Origin of the sequence: Streptomyces gottesmaniae (assembly GCF_031845845.1) — a bacterium.
In the GTDB taxonomy this organism is placed as follows: Bacteria; Actinomycetota; Actinomycetes; order Streptomycetales; family Streptomycetaceae; genus Streptomyces; species Streptomyces akebiae.
This window is the reverse complement of record NZ_JAVRFJ010000040.1, coordinates 31,088-54,935: the sequence shown is the minus strand read 5'-3', so window position 1 is coordinate 54,935 and position 23,848 is coordinate 31,088. Positions and strand designations below refer to the sequence as shown.

Annotated in this window: 11 protein-coding genes; 3 read left to right on the top strand and 8 right to left on the bottom strand. The window is 73.4% G+C overall.

The genetic code is table 11. The features are described from left to right. The first annotated feature begins 56 nt into the window (after positions 1 to 56). The gene (locus RM704_RS34960) at positions 57 to 437 is read left to right on the top strand and encodes an antibiotic biosynthesis monooxygenase family protein (RefSeq protein WP_033527846.1); all 381 of its coding nucleotides are present in this window, start codon (positions 57 to 59) and stop codon (positions 435 to 437) included. Between the two features lie 13 nt (positions 438 to 450). On the opposite strand, the gene RM704_RS34955 is transcribed toward RM704_RS34960, so the two are convergent. Next, on the bottom strand, positions 451 to 987 hold the full coding sequence (locus RM704_RS34955; protein ID WP_033527847.1) for a hypothetical protein: 537 nt from the start codon (positions 985 to 987) through the stop codon (positions 451 to 453). 9 nt (positions 988 to 996) lie between these two features. Then, positions 997 to 1,404 carry a nuclear transport factor 2 family protein gene (locus RM704_RS34950; RefSeq protein WP_033527848.1) on the bottom strand — a complete coding sequence of 136 codons (408 nt, stop codon included), beginning with the start codon at positions 1,402 to 1,404 and terminating at the stop codon, positions 997 to 999. A gap of 141 nt (positions 1,405 to 1,545) precedes the next feature. On the opposite strand from RM704_RS34950, the gene RM704_RS34945 reads away from it, so the two are divergent. Further along, positions 1,546 to 2,118, top strand: coding sequence for a PadR family transcriptional regulator (locus tag RM704_RS34945; RefSeq protein ID WP_033527849.1), 573 nt, complete (start codon positions 1,546 to 1,548; stop codon positions 2,116 to 2,118). On the opposite strand, the gene RM704_RS34940 is transcribed toward RM704_RS34945, so the two are convergent. After that, a complete protein-coding gene (locus RM704_RS34940) occupies positions 2,115 to 2,903 on the bottom strand; it encodes an SGNH/GDSL hydrolase family protein (protein WP_033527850.1) in 789 nt (262 codons plus the stop codon). The two genes, RM704_RS34945 and RM704_RS34940, sit on opposite strands and share 4 nt — an antisense overlap. 221 nt (positions 2,904 to 3,124) lie before the next feature. Between RM704_RS34940 and RM704_RS34935 the strand changes: the two genes are divergently transcribed. Then, a complete protein-coding gene (locus RM704_RS34935) occupies positions 3,125 to 4,117 on the top strand; it encodes an aldo/keto reductase (RefSeq protein WP_033527851.1) in 993 nt (330 codons plus the stop codon). Positions 4,118 to 4,210: 93 nt separating this feature from the next. Here RM704_RS34935 and RM704_RS34930 read toward each other — a convergent pair whose 3' ends face one another. The 5 genes from RM704_RS34930 to RM704_RS34910 all read right to left on the bottom strand — a co-directional run bounded on the left by RM704_RS34930 (position 4,211) and on the right by RM704_RS34910 (position 23,632). Continuing rightward, positions 4,211 to 5,479 (bottom strand): diaminobutyrate--2-oxoglutarate transaminase, encoded by a 1,269-nt coding sequence (locus tag RM704_RS34930; RefSeq protein ID WP_052146090.1) that lies wholly within the window; start codon positions 5,477 to 5,479, stop codon positions 4,211 to 4,213. Between the two features lie 65 nt (positions 5,480 to 5,544). Then, on the bottom strand, positions 5,545 to 6,546 hold the full coding sequence (locus tag RM704_RS34925; RefSeq protein WP_033527852.1) for a TauD/TfdA family dioxygenase: 1,002 nt from the start codon (positions 6,544 to 6,546) through the stop codon (positions 5,545 to 5,547). Between the two features lie 32 nt (positions 6,547 to 6,578). Beyond that, positions 6,579 to 6,788, bottom strand: a complete 210-nt coding sequence (locus tag RM704_RS34920) for an MbtH family protein (RefSeq protein WP_033527853.1) — start codon at positions 6,786 to 6,788, stop codon at positions 6,579 to 6,581. A gap of 117 nt (positions 6,789 to 6,905) precedes the next feature. Next, complete coding sequence (locus tag RM704_RS34915) at positions 6,906 to 23,342, bottom strand: non-ribosomal peptide synthetase (protein WP_052146091.1); 16,437 nt, start codon at positions 23,340 to 23,342, stop codon at positions 6,906 to 6,908. Then, on the bottom strand, positions 23,339 to 23,632 hold the full coding sequence (locus tag RM704_RS34910) for an acyl carrier protein (protein ID WP_033527854.1): 294 nt from the start codon (positions 23,630 to 23,632) through the stop codon (positions 23,339 to 23,341). Before RM704_RS34910 ends, RM704_RS34915 begins: the two co-directional genes overlap by 4 nt. Between the last annotated feature and the right edge of the window lie 216 nt (positions 23,633 to 23,848).

The window sequence follows — 23,848 nt, the reverse complement described above, 5'->3', positions numbered from 1 at the left end:
CGCACCGCGGAACCGCCGCCCGCCACCGAGCGCGCCCCGGCCCGTACGGTGGAGCCATGAGCGACCACTCGGAAGCGGCCGTCGCACCCGTCGAGGCCCATGAACCCCCTTACTACGTGGCTGTGTTCACCACGGTGCGCACCCAGGATCAGGACGGCTACGCCGAGACGAACGCGCGCATGGAGGACCTGGTGAAGGACATCCCCGGCTACCTGGGGATGGACCATGCGCAGACGCCCGGCGGGCTGGGCATCACGGTCAGTTACTTCCGTGACGCCGACGCGCTGACGCGATGGCGTACCGACCTCGAACACCGCGCGGCGCAGAAGCGTGGCCGAGCCGAGTGGTACCGGAGCTACACCCTGCATGTGGCGAAGGTGGAGCGGAGCAGCGGCTTCACGCGAGCGGAGGTTCCCGAGGGCCCGACGGCGGGCTGACCCTCGGAACGGGTCAGAGGGCGGCGCTGCCGAGAACCTCCGCGAGGTCGTCCGCCGACTCGGGCGTGAGGCGGTAGAACCCCTGGAGGCTGACCGCTCGCTGCAGGCGTCCGTCCACCACGTACTTCAGGCCCCGGGTCTGTCCTCGGCGGTTGCGCCAGGTCAGCCGTCCGAGGAGGTCGCCGGGTACCGGCAGGTCGAAGCGCACGGGGGTGGCGTCCACGTGTACGGCCTCGGCACCGCAGCCGCCCGCGCCGAGCGCCGCCCAGTCGTGGTGTCCGGGGAACCCCGGGTCCCGCCATGTCGCCGGGGTGGTGCCGCAGCAGTCGCGCCGCTCCCTGTCGACCACGCGCATCCGGCTCACCAGCAGCACGTCGCCCCGGTTCACGTGCAGCGCGTACACCGCGTCGTCGGGGCGGGCGCCCGACCAGGCGGGGAGCGAGGAATGGACACCGCTGAACGTGACGGGCGGGCGCTCGCCCTCGCGTCCCGCCGCGCGCAGGGCACGGCACGTGTCATGGGTCCACAGGACCGTGAAGGCATCGGACATGCCGAGATCCTACGAACGAGCACTGACACCCTCGGCCGCCTCCCGGGCGATCCGCTCGAACTGGGCGCCCATCGCCTCGGACAGGGCCTGGGCGGCGGAGAGCGGACGGACCATCACCGTGAACTCGTCGATCTTCCCGTCCTCGTCGAAGTGCAGGAAGTCGCAGCCCTGGAGCCGCTTGCCGGCGACGGTCGTGGTGAACACGAGGGCGTGGTCGCGCCCGTCGGGGTTGGCGATCTCGCGGACGTACGTGAAGTCCTCGAAGACCCGGGCCACACCGCGCAGGATCGCGGCGGTGATCGCCTTGCCCGAGTACGGCTTGAACACGACCGGGCTGGTGAAGACGACGTCGTCGGCCAGCAGGGCGGCGACGGCCTCCATGTCCCCGCTCTCCACAGCCTCACGGAAGGCGTGCATGAACCCACCTCTCATCGAAGTCATATACAAGGAATTGAGTAAGTGAGGAGGAGACTAGAGGGACCGACAGGCCCTGTCCACAGGTGAAGAGACGGTGACAGTCACTTCGTTGATTAGTCACAGCACTGTTAGCGTGTGCTCATGGCTCTGCGGAACGCGGTGATGGCCGCGCTGTTGGGGGGCGAGGCGTCCGGGTACGACCTCGCGAAGGCGTTCGACGCGACGGTCGCCAACTTCTGGATGTCGACTCCCCAGCAGCTCTACCGGGAGCTGGAGCGCATGGAGGCCGAAGGGCTGGTCACGGCCCGCGTCGTCGAACAGGAACGCCGCCCCAACAAGCGGCTGTTCTCGCTGACCCCGACCGGGCGCGAGGCGGTGCGCGCCTACACCTCCGAGCCGCCCGGGAAGCCGGCGGTGATCCGGGACGAGCTGATGGTCAAGGTGCAGTGCGTGGACGTCGGCGACAGCGAGGCGGTTCGGGTCGCCATCACCCAGCGCATGGAGTGGGCCACCACCAAGCTCGCCCACTACGAGAAGCTGCGCCGACGCCTCCTCGACGGGCGCTCCGAGGAAGCCTTCTTCGCCGAGGCCGAACGCGTCGGCCCGTACCTCACACTGCTGCGCGGGATGTCCCTGGAGCGGGAGAACCTGCAGTGGGGGGACATGGCCCTGCGCAGACTCGACCAGCGCGCGGCCGCGCCGCACTCGCCCTAGCGGGCGGGCGCGGTCACCGGCAGGAGGGCGGGTCTCTTGGCCTGACGGCCGTCGCCGGAGGAGCGGCCGCGCAGGCGGCGGGCGATCCAGGGGCCGAGGAACGCCCCGGCCCAGCGCACCTCGGCACCCACGGCCCGCCAGGCGGCGGCGTCCGTCCCCTCGGCAGGCAGCGGAAGGGTCCAGGTGTCGTCGCTGCCCGGCAGGTGGAGCGCCTCGGCCACGGCGGCCGCGATGCGCGCGTGTCCCAGCGGGCCCGCGTGCAGCCGGTCGGCGCTCCACAGCCGCGGATCGGTCACGACGGGGTGGGCGGCCGTCTCCGCGACCACCACGCCGTGGCGGTCGGCGGCCTCCCGGACGCGGTCGTTGAGGGCGCGCACCCGGCTGCCGATCGGGCGCGCCAGCGGGGTGATGCGCCCCACGTCGGGGACGGTGAGGGTCGCGACCGTGGCGCCCTGGGCGGTGAGGGCGGCGAACATCGCCTCCAGATGCCCGGCCACCTCGTCGAGGTCGACGCGGGGGCGCAGCACGTCGTTGACCCCGGCGACGACGGTGGCGAGGTCGGGCCGCATCGCGAGCGCCAGGGCGAGTTGCTCGGCGCGCACCTCCGCAACCTTGCGGCCGCGCACCGCGAGGTTGGCGTAGCGCAGGCCGGGGCGGTGCCGGTCGAGCCGCTCGGCGAGCCGGTCCGCCCAGCCCCGCAGACCGCGGTCGTCGTCACCGTCCCCGAGCCCCTCGGTGTGACTGTCGCCCAGGGCGACATAGCGCAGGTACGCACCGCTCGGCACGGGCCGACCACCTCTCGTCGACGCGGTCGGCGCAGGGCGCGGCCGACGCACAGAGTCATAGTCAACGATGCACCTAGGTGCGTCGTTGACTATGAAGATAGCAGTCGACTAGCCGGAGACCGGTGTCAGTGGCTGGCTGTTCGCAGGGGTTGTGTCACTGCGGTGTGGAACGCGAGTTGCGGCTTGCCTAGAGCGCACTCCACGCGACTAGCGTGCGGTTCATGAAATACACGCAGCTCGGACGCACCGGCCTCAAGGTCAGCCGGCTCGTCCTCGGCACCATGAACTTCGGTCCCCACACCGACGAGGCCGACAGCCACGCGATCATGGACGCGGCGCTGGACGCGGGCATCAACTTCGTCGACACGGCGAACGTCTACGGCTGGGGCGAGAACAAGGGCCGTACCGAGGAGATCATCGGCACCTGGTTCGCCAAGGGCGGCGACCGCCGCGACAAGGTCGTCCTCGCGACCAAGGTGTACGGCAACATGGGCGCGGACGGCACGGCGTGGCCCAACCACGAGAAGCTGTCGGCGTTGAACATACGGCGCGCCGTGGACGCGTCGCTCAAGCGGCTGCGGACCGACCACATCGACCTCTACCAGTTCCACCACATCGACCGGGACACCCCGTTCGAGGAGATCTGGCAGGCCGTCGACGTGCTGGTCCAGCAGGGCAAGATCCTCTACGCCGGGTCCTCCAACTTCCCCGGGTACAAGATCGCCCAGGCCAACGAGACCGCCGCCCGCCGGGGCGGCACCATCGGCCTCGTCAGCGAGCAGTGCCTCTACAACCTCTACGAGCGCCGCGCCGAGATGGAGGTCATCCCGGCCGCGCGGGAGTACGGCCTCGGCATCATCCCGTGGTCGCCGCTGCACGGCGGTGCGCTCGGCGGAGTGCTGAAGAAGGAGGTCGAGGGCGGTCGGCGCAGCGAAGGGCGAGCGGCGGGCGCCATGTCCGGCCCTGAGGTGCACGCGAAGATCCAGGCCTACGAGGACCTGCTCGACAAGCACGGCGTGGAGCCCGGTGAGGCCGCCCTGGCCTGGCTGCTCACCCGTCCCGGTGTGACCGGTCCGATCGTCGGCCCGCGCACGGCGGAGCAGCTCGAATCCGCCCTGCGCGCCGTCGAATTGGAGCTGAGCGAGGAGCTGCTGGCCGGTCTGGACGAGATCTTCCCCGGACCGGGACCGTCTCCGGAGGCCTTCGCCTGGTAGCGGTCGCGGCCGCGTCCCGCGCAGTCGCCGCCACCGTCGTCGGGACGGTGGCGGCGGTCGGCCTGCGGCGCGGCTGTCACGACGACCGGGCGACTACGTCGTAGCGAGTACCTGGACCGTCTCGCCCACGGTGTCCGCCACGTCCTTCCACTCGGTGAGGGAGATCGTCAGGGGCGGCAGGAGCTTCAGCACGTGCCCCGACCCCGAGGTCTCGGCGACGACGCCCGCGCGGAACAACGCCCCCCGTATCCGGTCGGCCGTCCCGGGGGCGGGGAATCTCAGTCCGCTCATCGCTCCCTTCCCGACGACTTCGACGGCACCCACCGGGAGGGCGTCGACGATGCTCGCGAGGCTGGTGCGGATCGCGGCGGCCAGTTCGGCGGCGTGGTCGGTGAAGTGCGGGTCGGTCCAGTGGTCCAGTGCCGCGGAGCCCGCCACGAAGGCGAGGTTGTGGCCACGGAACGTACCGTTGTGCTCGCCGGGGGCCCAGCGATCGATCTCGCGCCGGATCAACAGCGCCGCCATCGGCAGCCCCATTCCGCTGAGGGACTTCGACAGGCAGACCAGGTCGGGACGGAGTTCGGGGGCGTCCTCGAAGCTGAAGAAGGTACCGGTGCGTCCGCAGCCCGCCTGGATGTCGTCCACGATGACCAACGTGCCGGTGGCGTCGGCGAGTTCACGAATCCGGGCCAGCCACGCGCGGGGCGCGGTGTGCAGTCCGCCCTCGCCCTGGACCGTCTCCAGCAGGACCGCGGCGGGCGGGGGCGTCGCCGCGTCCGGACCGAGGGCGTGTTCCAGGGCTGCGAACGGATCGGGCTCGGCCGCGTCGCCGTACGGGAGGATCGTGACGTCGGTCAGCGGTACGCCCGCCGCGCCGCGCAGCAGCGGGGAGGTCGTGGCGGCGAGGGCGCCCAGGGACGTGCCGTGGAAGCCGCCGGTGAAGGCGATCACCTCGGTGCGCCCGGTGACCTTGCGGGCCAGCTTCAGCGCGGCCTCGACGGCGAGCGTTCCGGCCGGTCCGGGGAACTGGACGACGTGGTCGCCGAGGCCGCGCGGCTGGAGGACCAGGCCGGTGAAGCGCTCCAGGAAGTCGGCCTTGGCGGTGGTGTGCAGGTCCAGCGACTGCACCGGGCCGCCGGCCGTGAGGTAGGCCGCCACCCGCTCGACGATCCGGGGCGGGTTGTGGCCGTAGTTGAGCGCGCCGGCCCCGCACAGCAGGTCGACGTAGCGGCGTCCGGAGGTGTCCCACAGATGGTGTCCGGCGGCTCGTTCGAAGACCACCGGGAAGTCGCGGCAGTAGCTGCGTACGTTCGACTCGTGACGTTCGAACACCGCGAAGGGTGTCCGGTCGGTCTCGGTCATGTCAGCACGTACCTTTCATGTCGACGGTTCTCGTGACGCGTTGCGGTCCGATGTCGCTCGGCGGGTCACTTGACCAGCACGGTTCCGTCACCGGGACGGTGGTCGCGGGAGCGGCGCAGGTCGCTGAAGGCGAAGGTCCGCTGGAGCCAGCGGTCGTGGCCGTCGTAGCGCGGGGTGAACGCCGAACGGCCGTGCAGGGTGATCCGGTTGTCGACGACGGCGAGGTCGCCGGGGCGCAGCAGCACCCCGGTGTACGTGCGGTGCGCCACCTCGGCGAGTTCGGCGAGGGCGGCCCGGCCCCCGGGGGTCAGCGCCTTGGTGGCCGCCTCGTCGAAGCACCAGTCGGGGTCGTCCGGATCGCCGGTGAGCACGGCGTGCGCGGTGCCCTCGCCGGCCGGTCCGAAGGACGGCGGCGCCTCGGTGACGTACTCGGGCCTGCCGAGCGCCTCCCGGGTGCCGGGGGTCAGCAGCGGCAGGACGCGTCGGGCGCAGCTGGTGCGCAGTTCGGCCGTGCCCTCGTGGTCGGGGCGCAGGCACAGCAGCATGACGTAGTCGGGGCGGTGGGGGTGGAAGGCGTTCTCGGTGTGGAAGGTGAGCTCGACCGAGCCGACGTTGCCCTGGACCGTCTCCTGGCCGGGCACCGGCACGACGTCCTGGACGAGGGCGCCGGACTTCTCCGCCGCGAACGCGGCCGGGTCGCCGAGCCCGGCCGCGAACAGCAGCAGGGTCGCGGCGGGCAGGGACGGAACGTGCTGGACCGAGCCCTTCACCATCGGGGTCAGCGGCAGGCGCGCGGCACCGATGGGAAGCCTCCTCAGGACGAGGGCGCCGTCGGGGCCCGAATCCCTGCGGAACTCCCTCACGGTGCGCCGTATGTCGGCGGGGACGTCCTCCCAGGCGTGCCGGGCGAGAGCCACCCATGCCGGATCGTCGACCCGGTCGCCCGCCTGGTCCAGCAGTTCCGCCGCCACATGGCCGAGCCGGGCCAGGGTGCGGGCGTCGTACCGCACCGTGCCGTCGGCGCTCGCCGGGGCGTACGGTGCCTGCGTCACGTCGACGCTGCTCACGTGCGTGTTCCCTTTCGTCCGCTGCGTCCGTGTCACGCGCCCATGGCCCGGACGAGGCTCTTGGGGCGCAGGTCGGTCCACTCGCGTTCGACGTACTCCAGGCAGGCGGTGCGGCTCTCCGGGCCGAAGGCGGAGGTCCAGCCGGCGGGCACGGCGGTGAAGTCGGGCCACAGCGAGTGCTGGCCCTCGTCGTTGACCAGGACCAGGTAGGTGCCGTCGGGGTTCTCGAAGGGGTTCGTCATGACGGGTCGGTGTTCCTTTCGGGAGCCGGGAGGCACTTCGCCTCCCGGGTGTGGGGAGTGGGGCCACGGTTCCGGCCGGTGGTCCGACCGGGGTGGCGGGTCATCAGGTCGCTCGCGTCAGCGTTCGACGAAGTCCCAGTAGCGGGAGATCGCGGCCTCGTCGATGTCCGGGACCGCGACCGCCAGGTCCCGCAGTCGCCGCAGCGTCCTGTCGTTCTCGAACCGCAGGTTCGGCTGCCGGGGGTCCGGCGCCCTCCTCGCGTGCTCCTCGAGATACGCCTGGTAGGGCAGGATCGGCAGGTCCTGTCCCTGTTCGCTCGCGCGCCGCAGACGGTCCAGCCACTCGGTGAGCGGGACCGCTTCGGAGACCGTCCCGCGCGTCCGGTCGTACCCGCTCATGAAGACACCGGCTCCGACCGTGCGCGGGTGGTGGAGGTGGTGCACACGGGCGGTTCCGGTCCCCGTCAGCATCAGCCCCACGACGGCGCGGGCCAGGACGTCGACGGGGAGCAGCGCTTCCTCAAGATCCGGTCCGGTCGGATAGCAGCCGAGCGCCGCGCAACTGGTGAGCAGTCGGGAGAACATGTCGTCCGCACTGACGGCACCGGTGGCGGTGTGGGCCCAGATGCGGCCGAGCCGGTGGATGCCGCCGGCGGCCCCCCGCTCGAAGGCACGTTCCACCAGCCGGTCCGCGACCCATTTGCTCGCCGCGTAGCCGTTCCCGAACGGGTGCTTCTCACCGTCGATCGGTGAATCCTCCCTGACCAGCCGGGAGTTCTGGCCGAGCCCGAACACGCCGAGGGTGGAGAGGTGGTGGAAGGCCTTGTGCCTGCCTTCGGCGGCCAGGCGCAACAGGGTTCGGGTGCCCTCCACGTTGGCCGGCTTCAGCCGGTCGTACGGCGAGAGGTGATGGACGTGCGCGCCGCTGTGCACGATCGTGTCGACCCGCTCGCGCAGCCCCGCCCAGTCCGAGGGGTCGAGGCCGAGGTCCCCTGCCGCCAGGTCGCCCCGGACGACATGCAGCCGCGCTTCGTCCGGCGCGGGCCCGAGGTCGATGCCGTAGCGCCGCAGGGCCCCGGTCAGCCGCTCGCCGGCCTCGGCGTCGGTCCGCGCACGGACGAGGCAGTGCACGCGCGCCGAAGTCCGCTGCAGCAGCTCCGCCAGGAGGAAGGCTCCGACGAACCCCGTGGCCCCGGTCAGCAGAATCTCTTGAGGTCCGGCGGCGTCCGGACGGGCATGCGGCGCGTCGGGCGGGCCGGCGGGGGTTGCGGCGGAGGTGAAGCGCAGGGCGGGACTCAGCTCGGCCTCCGAGTCCGGCACCCACGACGCGGCGTGCGGTCCGCCCTCCGCGAGGTGGCGGGCCAGTCCCGCCGGGGTGGGTGCTTCGAGAAGTGCCGACAGGCTGAAGCGGATCTCCAGAGCCTCACCGATCCGGCCCGCCAGCCGGGTGGCGAGCAGGGAGTGACCGCCCAGTGCGAAGAAGTCGTCGTCGGCGGAGACCTCGGGCACCCCCAGCGCCTCGGCGAACAGCCCGCACAGGAGGGTCTCCCGTTCGGTCCGCGGCGCCCGGCCGGTACCGGCGGCGGTGTCCGGTGGGGCGGGCAGTGCCCTGCGGTCGAGCTTGCCGTTGGCGTTCAGCGGAAGCGCGTCCACCCCGACGAACGCGGACGGTACGAGGTGGGCGGGGAGGACGGTGGCGAGCCGGTCCTGCAACTCGTCGACCACCGACGGTTTTTCGGCGACGACGTACGCCACCAGGCGCTGGTCGCCAGGGCGGTCCTCGCGGGCGATCACGGCGGCTCGCGCGACTCCGTCGAGCGCGGTCAGGGCGGCCTCGATCTCGCCGGGTTCGATCCGGTACCCCCGGATCTTGACCTGGTCGTCGACGCGGCCGGCGTACTCCAGGACACCGGCACGGTTCCAGCGGGCCCGGTCGCCCACCCGGTACATCCGGGTGCCGGGCGGACCGTACGGGTCGGCGACGAAGCGTTCGGCGCTCTGGCCGGGCCGTCCGGCGTAGCCGCGGGCGAGTCCGGCGCCGGCGAGGTACAGCTCGCCCCACACCCCGTCGGCGACGGGCTGGAGGTGGTCGTCGAGGACGTACACGCGCGCGTTGGCGATGGGGCGGCCGATGGGCACCGGTCCCGTGCCGAGGTCGTCGTCGGGTTCGAGGCGGTGGACCACGCAGCCGACGGTCGCCTCCGTGGGGCCGTACTCGTTGACCACCACGGTCTCGGGGTGCCTCGCGCGCCACGCCCGCAGGGCGGTGCCGTCGAGGGCCTCGCCGCCGATGACCAGGTTGCGCGCGTCGCTGACGCGGTCGGGCAGGGACTCCAGCAGCCGCAGATGGCTCGGGGTGACCTTGAGCAGGTCGGGGGTCCCGGTGGCGTGGTCCAGGTCCGCGAACCGCACCCGGCCGCCGGTGATCAGCGGAGCGAACAGCGTGGTCACCGGCATGTCGAAGGCGAGGGAGGTGTGGACCAGGGACTCGCCGGCCGCGGCCGGGTACATCGCCACCGCCTCGCTCAGATAGGCGGCGAGCGATCCGTGTGCGACGACGACTCCCTTGGGGCGGCCGGTCGATCCGGAGGTGTGGATCAGGTAGGCGGCCTGGTGGGGGTGGACGGGCAGGCCCGGGTCGCTGTCGGGGAGATGGTCCAGGCCGGCCGGGAAGGTCTCCTCGTCGAGCACGATCCGCGCCGCCGCGTCGGCGACCAGCGCGTCGATCCGTGCCCGCGGGTTGGCCGGGTCGACCGGCAGATAGGCCGCCCCGGTCTTCAGGATCGCGAGCAGGGCGACGACCACCTCGGGGCGGCGCGGCAGCACGACGGCGACGACGCTCTCCGGTCCGGCCCCGAGCGTGATCAGGTGCCGGGCGAGCCGGTTCGCGCGACGGTTCAGCTCCTCGTACGTCAGCGCCGTGCAGTCCGCGACGACGGCCACCGCGTGCGGGGTGCGTGCCACCTGCGCCTCGAACATCTCCGGCAGCGACGTCTCGGGCAGCGGGCGGGCGGTGTCGTTGCGCCGGACGAGCGTGTCCTCGCGTTCGGCCGGGGTGAGCAGGGGCAGTGTGTGCAGGGTCCGTGCCGGGTCGGCGGTCACCTCCTGGAGCAGGCGCAGATAGCGGGCGGCGACGCTCTCGGCCGTGGGCCGGTCGAACAGGTCCGAGGCGTACTCGACCGATCCGGACCAGCCGCCCTCGCGGGTCTCGACGAACGTCAGCGACAGGTCGAACTTGGCGCGGTCGCCGGGCACGTCCCCGAGGGTCACGGCGAGGCCGGGGAGGGTGGGGGCGACGGCCTCCTGGTTGACCGTCAGCATGACCTGGAACAGGGGGTGCCGGGAGCGGGAGCGCGCCGGGTTGAGGACCTCGACCAGTCGCTCGAACGGCACGTCGGTGTGGTCGTACGCCGCCACGTCCGCCGCGCGCACCCGGTCCAGCAGCTCCTCGAACGTGGGGTCGCCGGAGGTGTCGGCGCGCAGGACCAGGGTGTTGGCGAAGAGCCCGACGAGGCCTTCCAGCGCGGTGTCCGGACGGCCCTCCACGGGAGTGCCGACGACGATGTCCTCACCGGCGCCGAGCCGGGTCAGCAGGGTGACGAGCGTGGCGTGCAGCACCATGAAGGCGCTGGCGCCCCGGTCACGGCCGAGCGCGTCGACCCGGCCGCGCAGTGCGGCCGGCACGGTGAAGGGCACGGTGCCACCGCGCTGGGAGGCGACGGCGGGCCGGGGCCGGTCGGTCGGCAGGTCGATCTGGTCGGGCACGCCGGCCAGCGCCCGCGTCCAGAACTCGACGCGGTCCGCGGGCAGTTCGCGCTCCCACAGGGCGTAGTCGGCGTACTGGAGGGGCAGCGGGGACCAGTCGGGGGCGTGGCCGGCGAGGTGGGCGGCGTAGGCCGTGGAGAGGTCCTCGGCGAGGGGCCGCATGGAGGCGCCGTCGCCCGCGATGTGGTGCAGGAGCAGCAGCAGGGCGTGCTCGCGTTCCCCGTCGGTGAACAGCACGGCGCGGACGGGCAGTTGGTGGTCGAGGGAGAACGGCGTCCGGGCGGCCTCCGCCAGCCCCGCGGCGAAGTCGGCCGCGGCGTGCGACCGGACCTCGAAACTCGGTTCGGTGTCGACGACGATCTGGTGCGGACCGTCCGGTCCGTCGGCGATCACCGTGCGCAGTACGTCGTGCCGTCGGACCAGGTCGCCGAAGGCGTCCCGCAGGGCGTCCCGGTCGAGGGTGCCCGTCATCCGCAGGACGACGGGGATGGTGTACGTCGCCGTGGGACCGTCGAGCCGGTCGAGGAACCACATCCGTCGCTGCGCCGCCGACAGGGGCACCCTTTCGGGCCGTTCGCGGCGGACCAGCGGGGGCCGGGAGGTCCGCGTCGGCCGGTCCGACAGCAGGTCCGCGAGTCCGGCGACGGTCGGGTGCTCGAAGACCTCCCTGATGGACAGCTCCGCTCCGAGGTCGGCGCGGATCCGGTTGACCAGGCGGGCGACGAGCAGGGAGTGGCCGCCGAGGCGGAAGAAGTCGTCGTCGGCGCCGACGTCGGGCACGCCGAGGACGGCGGCGAAGAGGTCCGCCACCTGTCGTTGCGGGCCTTCGGCGGGTGTGCTGCCCGTGCTCTCGGCGGTGTGGTCCGGCGCGGGCAGCGCCTTGCGGGCGATCTTGCCGTTGGCGGTGAGCGGCAGCGTGGCCAGGGGGACGAAGGCGGAGGGGACCATGTAGTCGGGCAGGGCGCCGGCCGCCGCGGCGCGCAGGGCGGCCGGGTCCGCCGGGTGTCCGTCGCGCGGCACGACGTAGGCGACGAGACGCTTGTCGCCGGGGGTGTCCTCGCGGACGACCACGGCGGCGGCGTCGATGCCCGGCTGGGCGGTGAGGACGGCCTCCACCTCGCCGAGTTCGATGCGGAAGCCCCGGATCTTCACCTGCTCGTCGACGCGGCCGACGAACTCCAGCCGCCCTGCCGCGGTCCACCGGGCCAGGTCGCCGGTGCGGTACATCCGGGTTCCGGGCGGGCCGAAGGGGTCGGCGACGAAGCGTCCGGCGGTCAGGCCGGGGCGGCCGTGGTAGCCGCGGGTGACGAGGTCGCCCGCGACGTACAGTTCGCCGGCGGTGCCGACGGGTGCAGGGCGCAGGAGCGCGTCCAGCACGTACATGCGGGTGTTCCAGGCGGGCGTGCCGATGGTGACGACGCCGGGGGGCACGGGGTCGCCGGGTTCGATGCGGAACAGGCTGCAGCCGACGGTGGTCTCGGTCGGGCCGTACTCGTTGAGGACGGTCACGCCGGGGTGCCGGGAGCGCCAGGCGTCCAGGACGTCGCCGAGGAGGGACTCGCCGCCGAGGACGAGTTGTCCGCTCGGGGAGTACTCCTCGGGGACCGCGCTCAGCAGATGCAGATGGGTGGGGGTGGCCTTGACGAAGTCGGGCCGGGTGACCTGGCCGTCCGGGTCGGGGCCGCTCGCGGTCCAGCGGACCAGTTCCACGGTGCCGCCGCAGATCAGCGGGCCGAACATGCCGGTCGCGGTGAGGTCGAAGGAGACCGGCGAGTGCACCAGGACGCGGCGGCGCAGGCTCTCGTACTCGTGGGTGGCCCAGGCCAGGTAGGCGACCAGGGAGCGCTGTTCGACGACGACCGACTTGGGCCGCCCGGTGGAGCCCGAGGTGAAGATGACGAAGGCGGTGTGGTCGGGTCGGCGGATCACGCCGGTGAGGGGGCCGCAGGGGCGTCGCCGGATCTCCGGGTCGTCCGTCGGTACGACGGCCGCGGTCGTCAACGAGGCGACCCGCTCGGCGAGTTCGGCCGTGGTGACCACGGCGACCGGTGCGATGTCCCCCAGCATGAAGGCGAGGCGGTCGTCCGGGTGGGCGGGGTCCAGCGGCAGATATCCGGCGCCGGTCTTCCAGACGGCCAGCAGGGTCACGGGGACGTCCTCGGAGACCGGCATCAGCACGGCGACATGGCGTTCCGGCCCGGCTCCCAGGTCGAGCAGGTGTCGTGCCAACCGGCCCGCACGGGCGTCGAGTTCGGCGTACGTCAGCTCGGTGGTGCCGAACACGACGGCCGGCGCGTGGGGTGTGCGGGTCACCTGGGCCTCGATCAGGTCCGTCAGGGTCCGCGTCGGCACCTCGTGGGCGGTGCTGTTCCACTCGGTGAGCAGCAGTCGGCGCTCGTCGGCGCCCACGAGGTCGAACTCCCGCACCGGGCGGTGGGGTTCGGCGGTGACGGCGGTGAGCAGTCGGGTGAACCGCTCGGCGATACGGGCGGCCGAGTCGCGGTCGAACAGGTCGGTGGCGAACTCCAGGAGGCCGTCCACCCCGCCCTCGGGCCGCTCGACGAGGAAGAACGACAGGTCGAACTTGGCGGTGGGTGACGCGACCGGCCGCACGCGTGCCGTCAGGCCGGGCAGGTCGACGGCGAGGTCGAGGGCGGTCTGCTGGTCGGCGTCGCTGAAGTTCAGGCCGGTCTGGAACAGCGGGTGCCGGGCGGTGGAGCGGGCCGGGTTGAGGGCTTCCACGACCCGTTCGAACGGCACGTCCTGGTGGGCGTAGGCGGCCAGGTCGGCGGCCCGTACCCGGCGCAGCACCTCGGTGAAGTCGGGGGCGCCGGTCAGGTCGGTGCGCAGGACGAGGTTGTTGGCGAAGTAACCGATCAGGGGCGTCAGGGCGTCGTCGGTGCGGCCCGCGACCGGCGAGCCGATCACGATGTCCTCCCCCGCGCCGAGCCGGTGCAGCAGGGTGGCCAGGGCGGCGTGCACGACCATGAAGACGGTCGTGTGGTGCGCGCGGGCGAGCCGGACCAGGGCCTCGTGGACGGCGGGCTCGACCGCGAAGGGCACCGTGTCGCCGCGGTGGGTGGGGACGGCGGGCCGGGGCCGGTCGAAGGGCAGTTCCAGTTGCTCGGGCAGCCCGGCGAGCGTCGTCCGCCAGTGGTCGAGCTGGTGGGAGAGGAGGCTGTCGGGGTCGTCGGCCGCCCCCAGCGACTGTCGCTGCCACACCGCGAAGTCGGCGTACTGGAGCGGCAGTCGGGCCCATGCGGGTGCCTCGCCCCGGCTCCGGGCCGCGTACGCGGTGGTGAGGTCGCGGGCCAGCGGCGCCATCGAGGCGCCGTCGCCGGCGATGTGGTGCAGGACGAGGAGCAGCACGTGCTCGTCGTCGCCGAGGTCGAACAGGGTGGCGCGGAGCGGCGGTCGGGCGGTGAGGTCGAACGGTGTGCGGACGGCTTCGGCGAGCCGCTCACCCAGCGCGTCCTCGTCGGTGCGGACGACGGTCAGCGGCGGCACGGAGGGCAGGACCACCTGGTGGGGGCCGTGCCCGTCCTCGGCGAAGACCGTGCGCAGGCTCTCGTGCCGCCCCGCCAGGTCGTCCAGGGCCGCGGTGAGCGCGGTCACGTCGAGGGCACCGCTCAGCCGCAGCGCGACGGGCAGGTTGTACGTCGGGGACGGGCCCTCGAAGCGGTGCAGGAACCACAGTCGTTCCTGCGCGTACGACAGCGGCAGCCGTCCCTCGCGCGGCCGAGGTGCGATCGCGGAGCGGCGCGGGCCGCCGGGGTCCAGCCGGGCCGCGAGCCTCGCCACGGTCGTGGCCTCGAACAGCACCGACAGTTCGAGGTCGGTGTCGAGGGCGGCGCGGATGCGGCTCGCCAGCCGGGTCACCAGCAGGGAGTGCCCGCCGAGCGCGAAGAAGTCGTCGTCGATCGAGACCTCGGGAACGCGGAGGACCTCGGCGAACAGGCCGCACAGGATCTCCTCCTGCGGGGTGCGCGGGCCGCGGCCGGTCGTGCGGGCGAGGTCGGGGACCGGCAGGGCCGAGCGGTCGAGCTTGCCGTTCGGGGTGAGCGGCAGCGTGTCCAGGGTGACGATCTGGGCCGGGACCATGTACTCGGGCAGTCGGGCGGCGAGCCGGTCGCGCAGGTCGTCGACGTCGACGGGAGCGGGGGCCGAGGCAGGGGCAGGGGCGGCGGGGACCACGTACCCGACGAGCCACTGCCCGTGCACGGCCGCGGCCGCCCGGGCGACGGCCGGGTGGTCGGCCATGGCGTCCTCGATCTCGCCGAGTTCGACGCGGAACCCGCGCAGTTTGACCTGGTTGTCGGCGCGCCCGAGGTACTCCAGTTCGCCGTCCGCCGTCCAGCGTGCCACGTCTCCCGTGCGGTACATGCGCGCCCCGGGCGGCCCGTACGGGCTCGCCACGAACCGCTCGGCGGTCAGGGCGGGCCGGTCGAGATAGCCGCGGGCCAGTTGGACGCCCTCCACGTACAGTTCGCCGGGCGCGCCGGGGGCGACCGGTGCCAGCGTCGCGTCGAGGACGTAGGCGCGGGTGTTGGCGACGGGACCGCCGATCAGCACGGTCCGGGTGTCCGCCGGCGCGGCCCAGGCGGTGACGTCGACGGCGGCCTCGGTCGGACCGTAGGCGTTGAGGAGCACGGCGTCCTCGGCCGCCCCGTCCTCGTGGAAGCGGCGGACCAGTTCGGCGGGCAGGGCCTCGTCGCCGGAGACGACCAGGCGGACGGAGTCGGGCAGCCGGGTCTCGGCCAGATAGGCGCCGAGCATGGACGCGCTGAGGTGCACGACCGCGACGGACTCCTCGCGCGTCAGCCGCTCCAGGTAGAGCGGGTCGCGGTGGCCGTCGGGCCGGGCCACGACGAGGGTGCCGCCGTACATGAGGGTCCAGAAGACCTCCCACACGGACACGTCGAAGCTGACCGGGGTGGACTGCAGCACCCGCTCGCCCGGGGTGAGCCGGTGGTCGCGCTGCATCCACCACAGCCGGTTCGCCATGCCCGCGTACGTGTTGACCGTGCCCTTGGGGCGGCCGGTGGAGCCCGAGGTGTAGATGACGTACGCCGCGTTGTCTCCCCGTGCCGTCACGCCCGGGTTCTCGTCGGGTCCCTCGACGTCGGGTGCGATCCGCTCGAAGCCGTCCGCGTCCCGGTCGGAGATCAGCAGCCGGGCCCCGGAGTCGGCGAGGATGTACGCGATCCGGTCGGCCGGGTAGCCGGTGTCGATCGGCACGTACGCGGCGCCCGCCTTGAGCACCGCCCACAGGGCCACGATCAGGTCGACCGAGCGCGGCAGCATCACGGCGACCCGTGACTCGGGTCCGACGCCCCGCTCGCGCAGGGCGTGGGCGAGCCGGTTCACCCGGGCGTCGAACTCGCCGTACGTGACGCTCTCGCCCTCGAAGCGGATCGCCTCGGCGTCCGGGTTCCGGAGCGCCTGGGCCTGGAGCAGTTCGACCGCCGAGGCCTCGCCGTCGAAGCGGACGGTGGTGTCGTTCCAGCCGTTCAGCACCAGGGCGCGGTCCTCGGTGCCGAGGACGTCCACCTCCCGGAGCCGTCGGCCGGGGTCGGCGGTGACGCACTCCAGGACGCGCACGAACCGGGTCGCGAAGCTCTCGGCGGTACGGCGGTCGTACAGGTCGGTGGCGTACTCCAGACGGCACAGCAGCCCGCCGTCCTCGTGGACGTGGCAGTCGAAGTGCACGTCGAACTTGGCGGTGCCGCTGGTGACCGGGCCGGGGTCGGCGGTGACGCCGGGCAGGTCGAAGCGGGCCTCGGTGAGGTCCAGCCAGGCGAGCATCACCTGGAAGAAGGCGTGCCGGGAGCGGGAGCGCTCCGGGTTCAGCTCCTCCACCAGCCGTTCGAAGGGGACGCCCTGGTGGGCGTAGGCGGCCAGACCCGTCTCGCGGACGCGGACCAGCAGCTCCTCGAAGCTGGGGTCGCCCGAGGTGTCCATGCGGTAGACGAGGGTGTTGATGAAGACGCCCACCACGTCGTCGAGGACCGAGTCGGGCCGGTCGGCGATCACACCGCCGAGCGGGATGTCCTCGCCCGCGCCGAGCCGGGTCAGCAGCAGCGACACGGCCGCCTGGAGGACCATGAACGGGGTCGTGCGGGTGCGGCCGGCCAGCTCCAGCATCCGCCGGTACAGCTCCGGGGCGACGGTGAACTCGACGTGGTCCCCGCGGTGGGTGGCCACCGCCGGGCGCGGCCGGTCGCCGGGGAAGGTGACCTCGGGCGGCAGCCCGTCCAGGTGCTGCTTCCAGTACTCGATCTGGCGGGGCAGGTCCGCGGCGAGCGTCTCGCGCTGCCAGATCGCGAAGTCCGGGTACTGGACGGTCAGTTCGGGGAGACCGGGTGCCGTGGCGCCGGTCCGGGCGCGGTAGGCGGTGGTGATGTCCTCGGCGATCGGGCGCAGCGAGGCGCCGTCCGCCGCGATGTGGTGCACGACCAGCAGCAGGACATGGGTGTCGGGTCCGGTCTCGTACAGCGTCGTCCGCAGGGGCACGTCGCGCGTCAGGTCGAAGGGGCGGCCGGCGTCGGCGGCGAGGTCGGGATCGGTGTCCCGGACGAACTCCGTGGTGTAGCGCGTCTCGGGCGGCAGGACGACCTGGTGGGGGCCGTCGGCGTCCTCCGGGTAGACCGTGCGCAGCGCCTCGTGGCGGGCGACGAGGTCGGCCAGCGCTCCGCCGAGGGCGTCGGTGTCGAGGGCGCCGGTCAGCCGGATCGCCAGGGGGATGTTGTACGTGCCGGAGGCGCCCTGGAGGCGTTGCAGGAACCACATGCGTTCCTGGGCGAAGGACAGCGGGATGCGGCCGGGCCGTTCCTCGGCGGTGATGCGTTTGGCCTGTGGGGCCAGCCGGGTCAGCCGGTCGGCGACACCGGCGACGGTGGGGGCGGCGAACAGGTCGCGCAGCGACAGGTCGACGCCGAACTCGTCGCGGACGCGGTGGACCAGCCGGATCATCAGGATCGAGGTGCCGCCGAGCGCGAAGAACTCGTCGTCGACGCCGACCCGTTCGACGCCGAGGACCTCGGCGACGATGGCGCACAGTGACTCCTCCTCGGGCGTGCGGGGGTCGCCGCCGCCGGCCGGGGCCACGGGGGCGGGGCCGGTCTCCGCGTGGGCGGTGCCCATGACGAGCAGCCGGTCGTCCTCGCTCGCCTCGATCAACTCCGCCGCCGGACGGTCGAGTTCTGCCGCCGCGCCGCCGAGCAGGCCGGCCAGGAGGTCGGCGAGGCGGGTGACGGCCCTGGTGTCGAACGCACCGGCGAGGTGGGAGAACCGCAGCCGGAGCCGGTCGCCGGGGAACACGGAGAGCGTGACCGGGTAGTGGGTGCGTTCGACGAGATCGGCGTGGGCCAGGCGCAGTCCGCCGGCCTCGATGCCGTCGTCCATCGGGTAGTTCTCGAAGGCGACGACGGTGTCGAACAGCGCGTCGAAGCCGGCGGCGCGGGTCAAGTCCGCCAGCGAGACGTGCTGGTGGGCGTGGAGGGACCGCTGTTCGCGCTGGAGCCGGGCCAGCAGCGCGGCGAGCGTCTCGTCCCGGTCGATCCGCACCCGGACCGGCAGGGTGTTGACGAACAGCCCGAGCATCGACTCCGCGCCGGGCAGCTCGGGCGGGCGTCCGGAGACGGTCGCGCCGAAGACCACGTCGTCACGGCCGGTGAAGGCGCTCAGCAGCAGCGCCCACAGGCCCTGCACGACGGTGTTGAGGGTGAGCCGGTGTGCCCGGGCCGTCGACGTCAGGGCGTCGGTGAGCTCCTCGGGCAGGACCAGGTCGTGGACGTCGTGTCCGTCGGGGGTGCGCTCGGCACGGGCGAGCAGGGTGGGTGCCGTCAGACCGGCGAGCCGCTCCCGCCACACCTCGGCGGAGGCCTCGCGGTCCTGCCGGTCGAGCCAGGCCAGGTGGTCCCGGTACGGGGCGGGCGGAGGCAGTTCGGTGCCGCCGTACAGGGTGAACAGTTCGCGGACGAGCAGGGGCAGGGACCAGCCGTCCAGCAGCAGGTGGTGGTGGGTCAGGACCAGACGGCGGTCGCCGAGTGCGGTGAACCGCAGCAGGGGCGGCCGGACGACGCTGAAGCCGCGGGCGCGGTCACGGGCGAGGAAGGTCTCCAGGTCGTCCTCGTCGCGCTCCTCCCAGGGGACCTTGACCTCGGCGGGGACGACCTGCACGGGGGCGCCCGTCGAGCGGCTGCGGAAGGCGGACCGCAGATTGGGGTGACGGTGCAGCAGGGTGGTGGCGGCGGCCCGCATCCGCTCGGGGTCGAAGGCGGCGTCGGTCTCCAGGACGAGCTGGCCGACGTAGGGGTCGTCGGGCTCGTACAGGGCGAGGAAGAGCAGGCCCTCCTGGAGCGGGGAGAGGGGCAGGACGTCCGTGGCGCCGCGGAACCTGTCCAGTTCCTCCTGGGTGATCCGGACGAGGGGCACGTCGGAGACGGTCAGTCCGCCTCGTGTGTGCGGGGCGAGTTCGGCCAGGGCCCTCGTCCACGCGTCGGCGAGGGCGCGTACGTCGGTCTCGGTGAGGACGCCCGAGGGGTAGGTCCACTCGGCGGTCAGCTCGCCGTCGCGGACGTGGGCGTCGATCTGGAGGGCGTGGGTGAGCGCGAGGTCGTCGTCCGCCAGCAGCTCCACGGCCGCCTCGCCGTCGGCGAGACGCCAGCCGCCGAGGTCCTGTGCGTCCAGGCGGCCCAGGTAGTTGAAGGAGATCTGCGGCGTCGGCAGTCCGGTGAGCCGGTCGCGCAGCGCGTCGTGGCCGCGGCCGCCGTGCGGGATCGCGCGCAGTTCCTCCTTGGTGCGCTTGATCAGCTGGGCGTCCGTCGCGGTGCCGGGGCCCAGGCGGACGGGGTGGACGCGGGTGAACCAGCCGACGGTGCCGGACAGGTCCATCCCGTCCGGGAGGTGGTCGCGGCCGTGGCCCTCCAGGTCGACCAGGACCGGGCCCTCGCCGCGGTGGCGCTGCACGGCCGCCGAGAGCGCGGCGAGCAGGATGTCGTCCGGGGTGGCCCGGTAGGCGGCGGGCAGGATGCCCAGCAGGGTGGCGGTGAGTTCGGCCGGGACGGTGACGGTGACCGAGCGGGCGGTGCCGTGGACGTCCCGGGCGGGGTCGAGGGGGCGGGTGCCGAGCACGGGCTCCGGGGTGGACAACAGGTCGGTCCACAGCGGGACTTCGTCGACGGGTGCGTCGAGGTGTCCGGCCCAGCGGCGCAACGAGGTGCCGGGCGGGGACAGCTCGGCACCCTTGAGCGCCTCGGCGAGGTCGGCCAGCAGGATGCGCCAGGACACGCCGTCGACGACCAGGTGGTGCAGGACGAGCAGCAGTCGGCCGGAGGCGAACCACACCGCCCGGACCATCACCCCGTCGTCCGGCGACAGCGCGCGCCGCGCGGTCTCCTTCTGCCCGGCCACGTCCTCGTCGCGGGCCCGGCTCAGGCAGTCCTCGGCCCGTACGGCGCCCACGGGCCGGATGTGCCTTCCGCGCATGCGCAGGGCGTCATGACGGTCGAGCACCTGCTGCAGGGCGGCGGTCAGCCGGTCGTACGACAGTCCCGGGTCGGCGGCCAACAGGAGGGACTGGGCGAAGCCGGCCGTGGAGCCGCCGCGTTCGGCGAGGCGGCGGGCCATCGGGGTCTCGGGGAGTTCGCCGACCGGGTCGTCCTCGGCCGGCAGGGTCGAAGGGGCCGTCGGTGCCGTGGTCGTCGTCGGTGCCGCCCCGGCGGCGGTGGCGAGCCCGGCGACGGTCGGGTGGTCGAACACGTCCTGCGGTGTGAGGCGCAGGCCCTGGCGGCGGGCGCGGCCGACGAGCTGGATGGCGTGGATGCTGTCCGCGCCGAGGGCGAACAGGTCGTCGTCGACGCCCAGTTCGGGGCGGTGGAGAAGAGCGGCGGCGATCGTGTGCAGGGTGCGCTCGGTGGCGGTCGCGGGGGCCCGACCGCTCACCGGCCGGGCCGGGGCGGGCAGGGCGCGGCGGTCGATCTTGCCGTGGGGTGTCACCGGGATCGTGGGCAGCACGAACACGCTCACCGGCACCATGTGGGCGGGCAGCCGCCGCGCGAGATGGGCCCGGGGGTCGGTCCGCGGGGCGCCGGTGACGTAGCCGACGAGCTGCCGGGCGCCCGCGTCGGAGTCGTGGACGAGGACCACCGCCTGTGCCACGCCGGGCACCGACGCCAGGACGGCCTCGACCTCGGCGGGTTCGACCCGCTGTCCGTTGATCTTGACCTGGTCGTCGGAGCGTCCGACGAACTCCAGGGAGCCGTCGGCGCGGCGGCGCACCAGGTCGCCGGTGCGGTACATGCGGCTGCCGGCGTCCGGGCCGTGGGGGTCGGCGACGAACCGCTCGGCGGTGGCGCCGGGACGGTCGAGATAGCCGCGCGCGAGCTGGACGCCCGCGAGGTAGAGCTCGCCCGTGACGCCGTCCGGCACCGGCCGCAGGGCCGGATCGAGCACGTAGGCACGCGAGTTGTGGGTGGGGGTGCCGATGGTGACGGGCTCGCCGGGCCGGCAGGCGTGGGAGGTCGCGGTCACCGAGAACTCGGTGGGGCCGTAGGAGTTGTGCAGCTGGGCGCCGCACTCGCGGTGGAAGCGGTCGGCGAGCCCGTCGGGCAGCGCCTCGCCGCCGCAGCTGACCATGCGCAGCGAGGGGGGCGGCCCTGCCTCGTTCTCGTCGTACTCGTCGAGGAAGGGGCCGAGCATGGCCGGGACGAAATGGATGACGGTGACGCGCTCGTCGCGGACCAGCCGGGCCAGGTAGACCGGGTCGCGGTGGCCGTCGGGGCGGGCGACGACGAGGGTCGCGCCCCGGGTGAGGGTCCAGAACACCTCCCACACCGACACGTCGAACCCGACGGGCGTCTTGTGCACGACCCGGTCCGCCGGGGTGAGCCGGTACTCGTCCTGCATCCAGGCGAGCATGTTGGCGATGCCGGCGTGGGTGACGACGGTGCCCTTGGGACGGCCGGTGGTCCCCGAGGTGTGGATGACGTACGCCGCGTGGTCCCCCCGCGGGACGACGCCGGGGTTCGTGTCGCTCTCGCCCTCGCCGAGGGAGCGCACGGTGTCCTCGTCGAGCACGAGCGCGGGGCGGGAGTCGGCGATGAGGTACGCGATCCGGTCGGCCGGGTAGCCGGTGTCGACGGGTACGTACGCGGCGCCGGTCTTCAGCACCGCCCACAGCGCGACGATCAGGTCGAGCGAGCGCGGCAGCCGCACCGCGACCCGCGACTCCGGTCCCACGCCCTTGCCGCGCAGGGCGTGCGCGAGGCGGTTCACACGGGTGTTGAGTTCGCCGTACGTCAGCCGCTCGCCCTCGAAGGCGACGGCCTCGGCGGCCGGGTCCTGGGCCTCGAAGAGCTCCACCAGTGAGCGCGGGTCCGTGGCGCGGCCGGTGGCGTTGCGGGCGTGGAAGCGCTCCCGCTCCGCGTCGTCGAGCAGGTCGAGGGCGCCGACGGGCAGGTCGGGGCGGTCGGTGGCGGCGGTGAGGAGGCGGGTGTAGCGGTCGCGGTGGGCGGCGGCCGTCCCGGGGGTGAAGCGCCCGGGGTGGGCGTTGACGGTCAGCTCGATGCCGTCGCCGGCCTCGGGATCGCCGAACGCGTGCAGGGCGAGGTCGCGCACCGGGCCGGAGGCGAGCTGGTGTGCCGTCGCCAGGGCGGGGCCGAAGGGCAGGCGGGCGGAGGCGAAGGAGAGGACGTTGACCGACGGGCCGCTCAGGGTGCCCGGGTGGGCTGTGGCGGCGAGGGCGCGGCGCAGTTCGTCGTGCGGGTAGCGCTGGTGGCGGGTGGCCTCGGCGAGGCGGGCGGTGACGCGGTGCAGGAGTTCGGTGAAGGTGGTGGAGCCGTCGACGGGGATCCGCAGCGGGACGTCGTTGACGAGCATGGTGGGCGTGGCCAGGGCCCGCTGGCTGAGGCGGGCGGCCATGAACACGCGGACGACCACGTCGTGGGCCCCGGTGACGCGGTGGGTGTGGGCGACCATGGCGGCGATCACCGGCAGGGACCAGCGGGACCCCGCGAGTCCGCGCATCCGCGCGGCGGTGGCCTCGGGCAGACGGCCGGTCGCGGAGGGGAGGCTGGGCGCGAGTCCGGTGGCACCGGAGGCGCCGGAGGCGAGTGCGGGGACGGTCGCCGCGGAGGCGGGGCCGGGGGCGGTGACCGCGGAGCCGAGTTCGGTGGAGTCCGGCAGGTCGGCGAACTCCCGTTGCCAGTAGGCGCCGTCGCGCTCCCGGCGGGCGGAGCCGAGATAGGCGTGCTCCTCGTCCAGAACCTCGCGCAGGGTGCCAAATCCGCTCGGGGGCGGCTGTTCGCCCGCCGCCAGCGCCGTGTAGACCTCCAGCAGGCGACGGCAGTGCAGGACCTGTCCGTAGCCGTCGAGGAGGATGTGGTGGTAGCGGAAGTGCAGCCAGTACCGGTCGGGTCCGAGCCGCAGCAGGGTGTGCCGGAAGAGCCGGTCGCCGGTGACCGGCACGGGCCTGGCCAGATCGGCGTCGGTCCAGGCGCGGGCGGCGGCGGCCGGATCGTCGGCGCCGCCGAGGTCGAGGTAATCCAACTCCCCCTCGATGGACGGGTCGACGCTCTGGTGGACCGTCTCCGCGTCCTCGTGGAAGCGGACGCGCAGCGCCTCGGTCTCGGCCACGGTCCGCCGCACGGCACGGGCCAGCAGGGCGCGGTCCACCGGCCCGGGGACGTCGTAGTAGATGCCGCAGGTGTACAGGGGGCTGTCGGGTGCGAGCCGCTGGGCGACCCACACCCCGTGCTGGGCCGCCGTCAGGGGCAGGGCAGAGTTCATCGTCGGGCCTGCTTCTCGCTCGTGCCCGCCGCCGCTGCCGGCTGCCCGCCCACCAGCTCGGACAGCGCCGCGCTCAGCGCGTCGACCGTGGGGTGGTCCCAGGTCAGCGCGTCGTCGACGGTGACCTCGAACTCGTCCTCGATGTCGGCGGTGACGGCCAGCGCCGTGAGGGAGTCCAGGCCGTAGTCGGCCAGCGGTACGGACGTGTCGATGTCCTCCGGCGATCGGCGCAGATAGGTGGCCACACGCGCGGTCAGCCAGGTGTGCACGTCTCGGTTGCCAGCGGTCATGAGGGGGTCTCTTTCTGAGCGGGTGGGTGAGGAGGGAACGAGGGCGCGGGCGCACGGCGGCGGGCAGCCGGGGCGGCGACGGACCCCGTGGCGGTGGCGGCGCGATGCCGCCCCTCACGGGCGGTGGCCGGCGTACGGCCCTCGGTGAGCGCGGCCTCCGGCAGGCGTGGCCTTCGGCAGGTGCGGCCTCCGGCGGCGTACGGCCTTCGGTCGGGC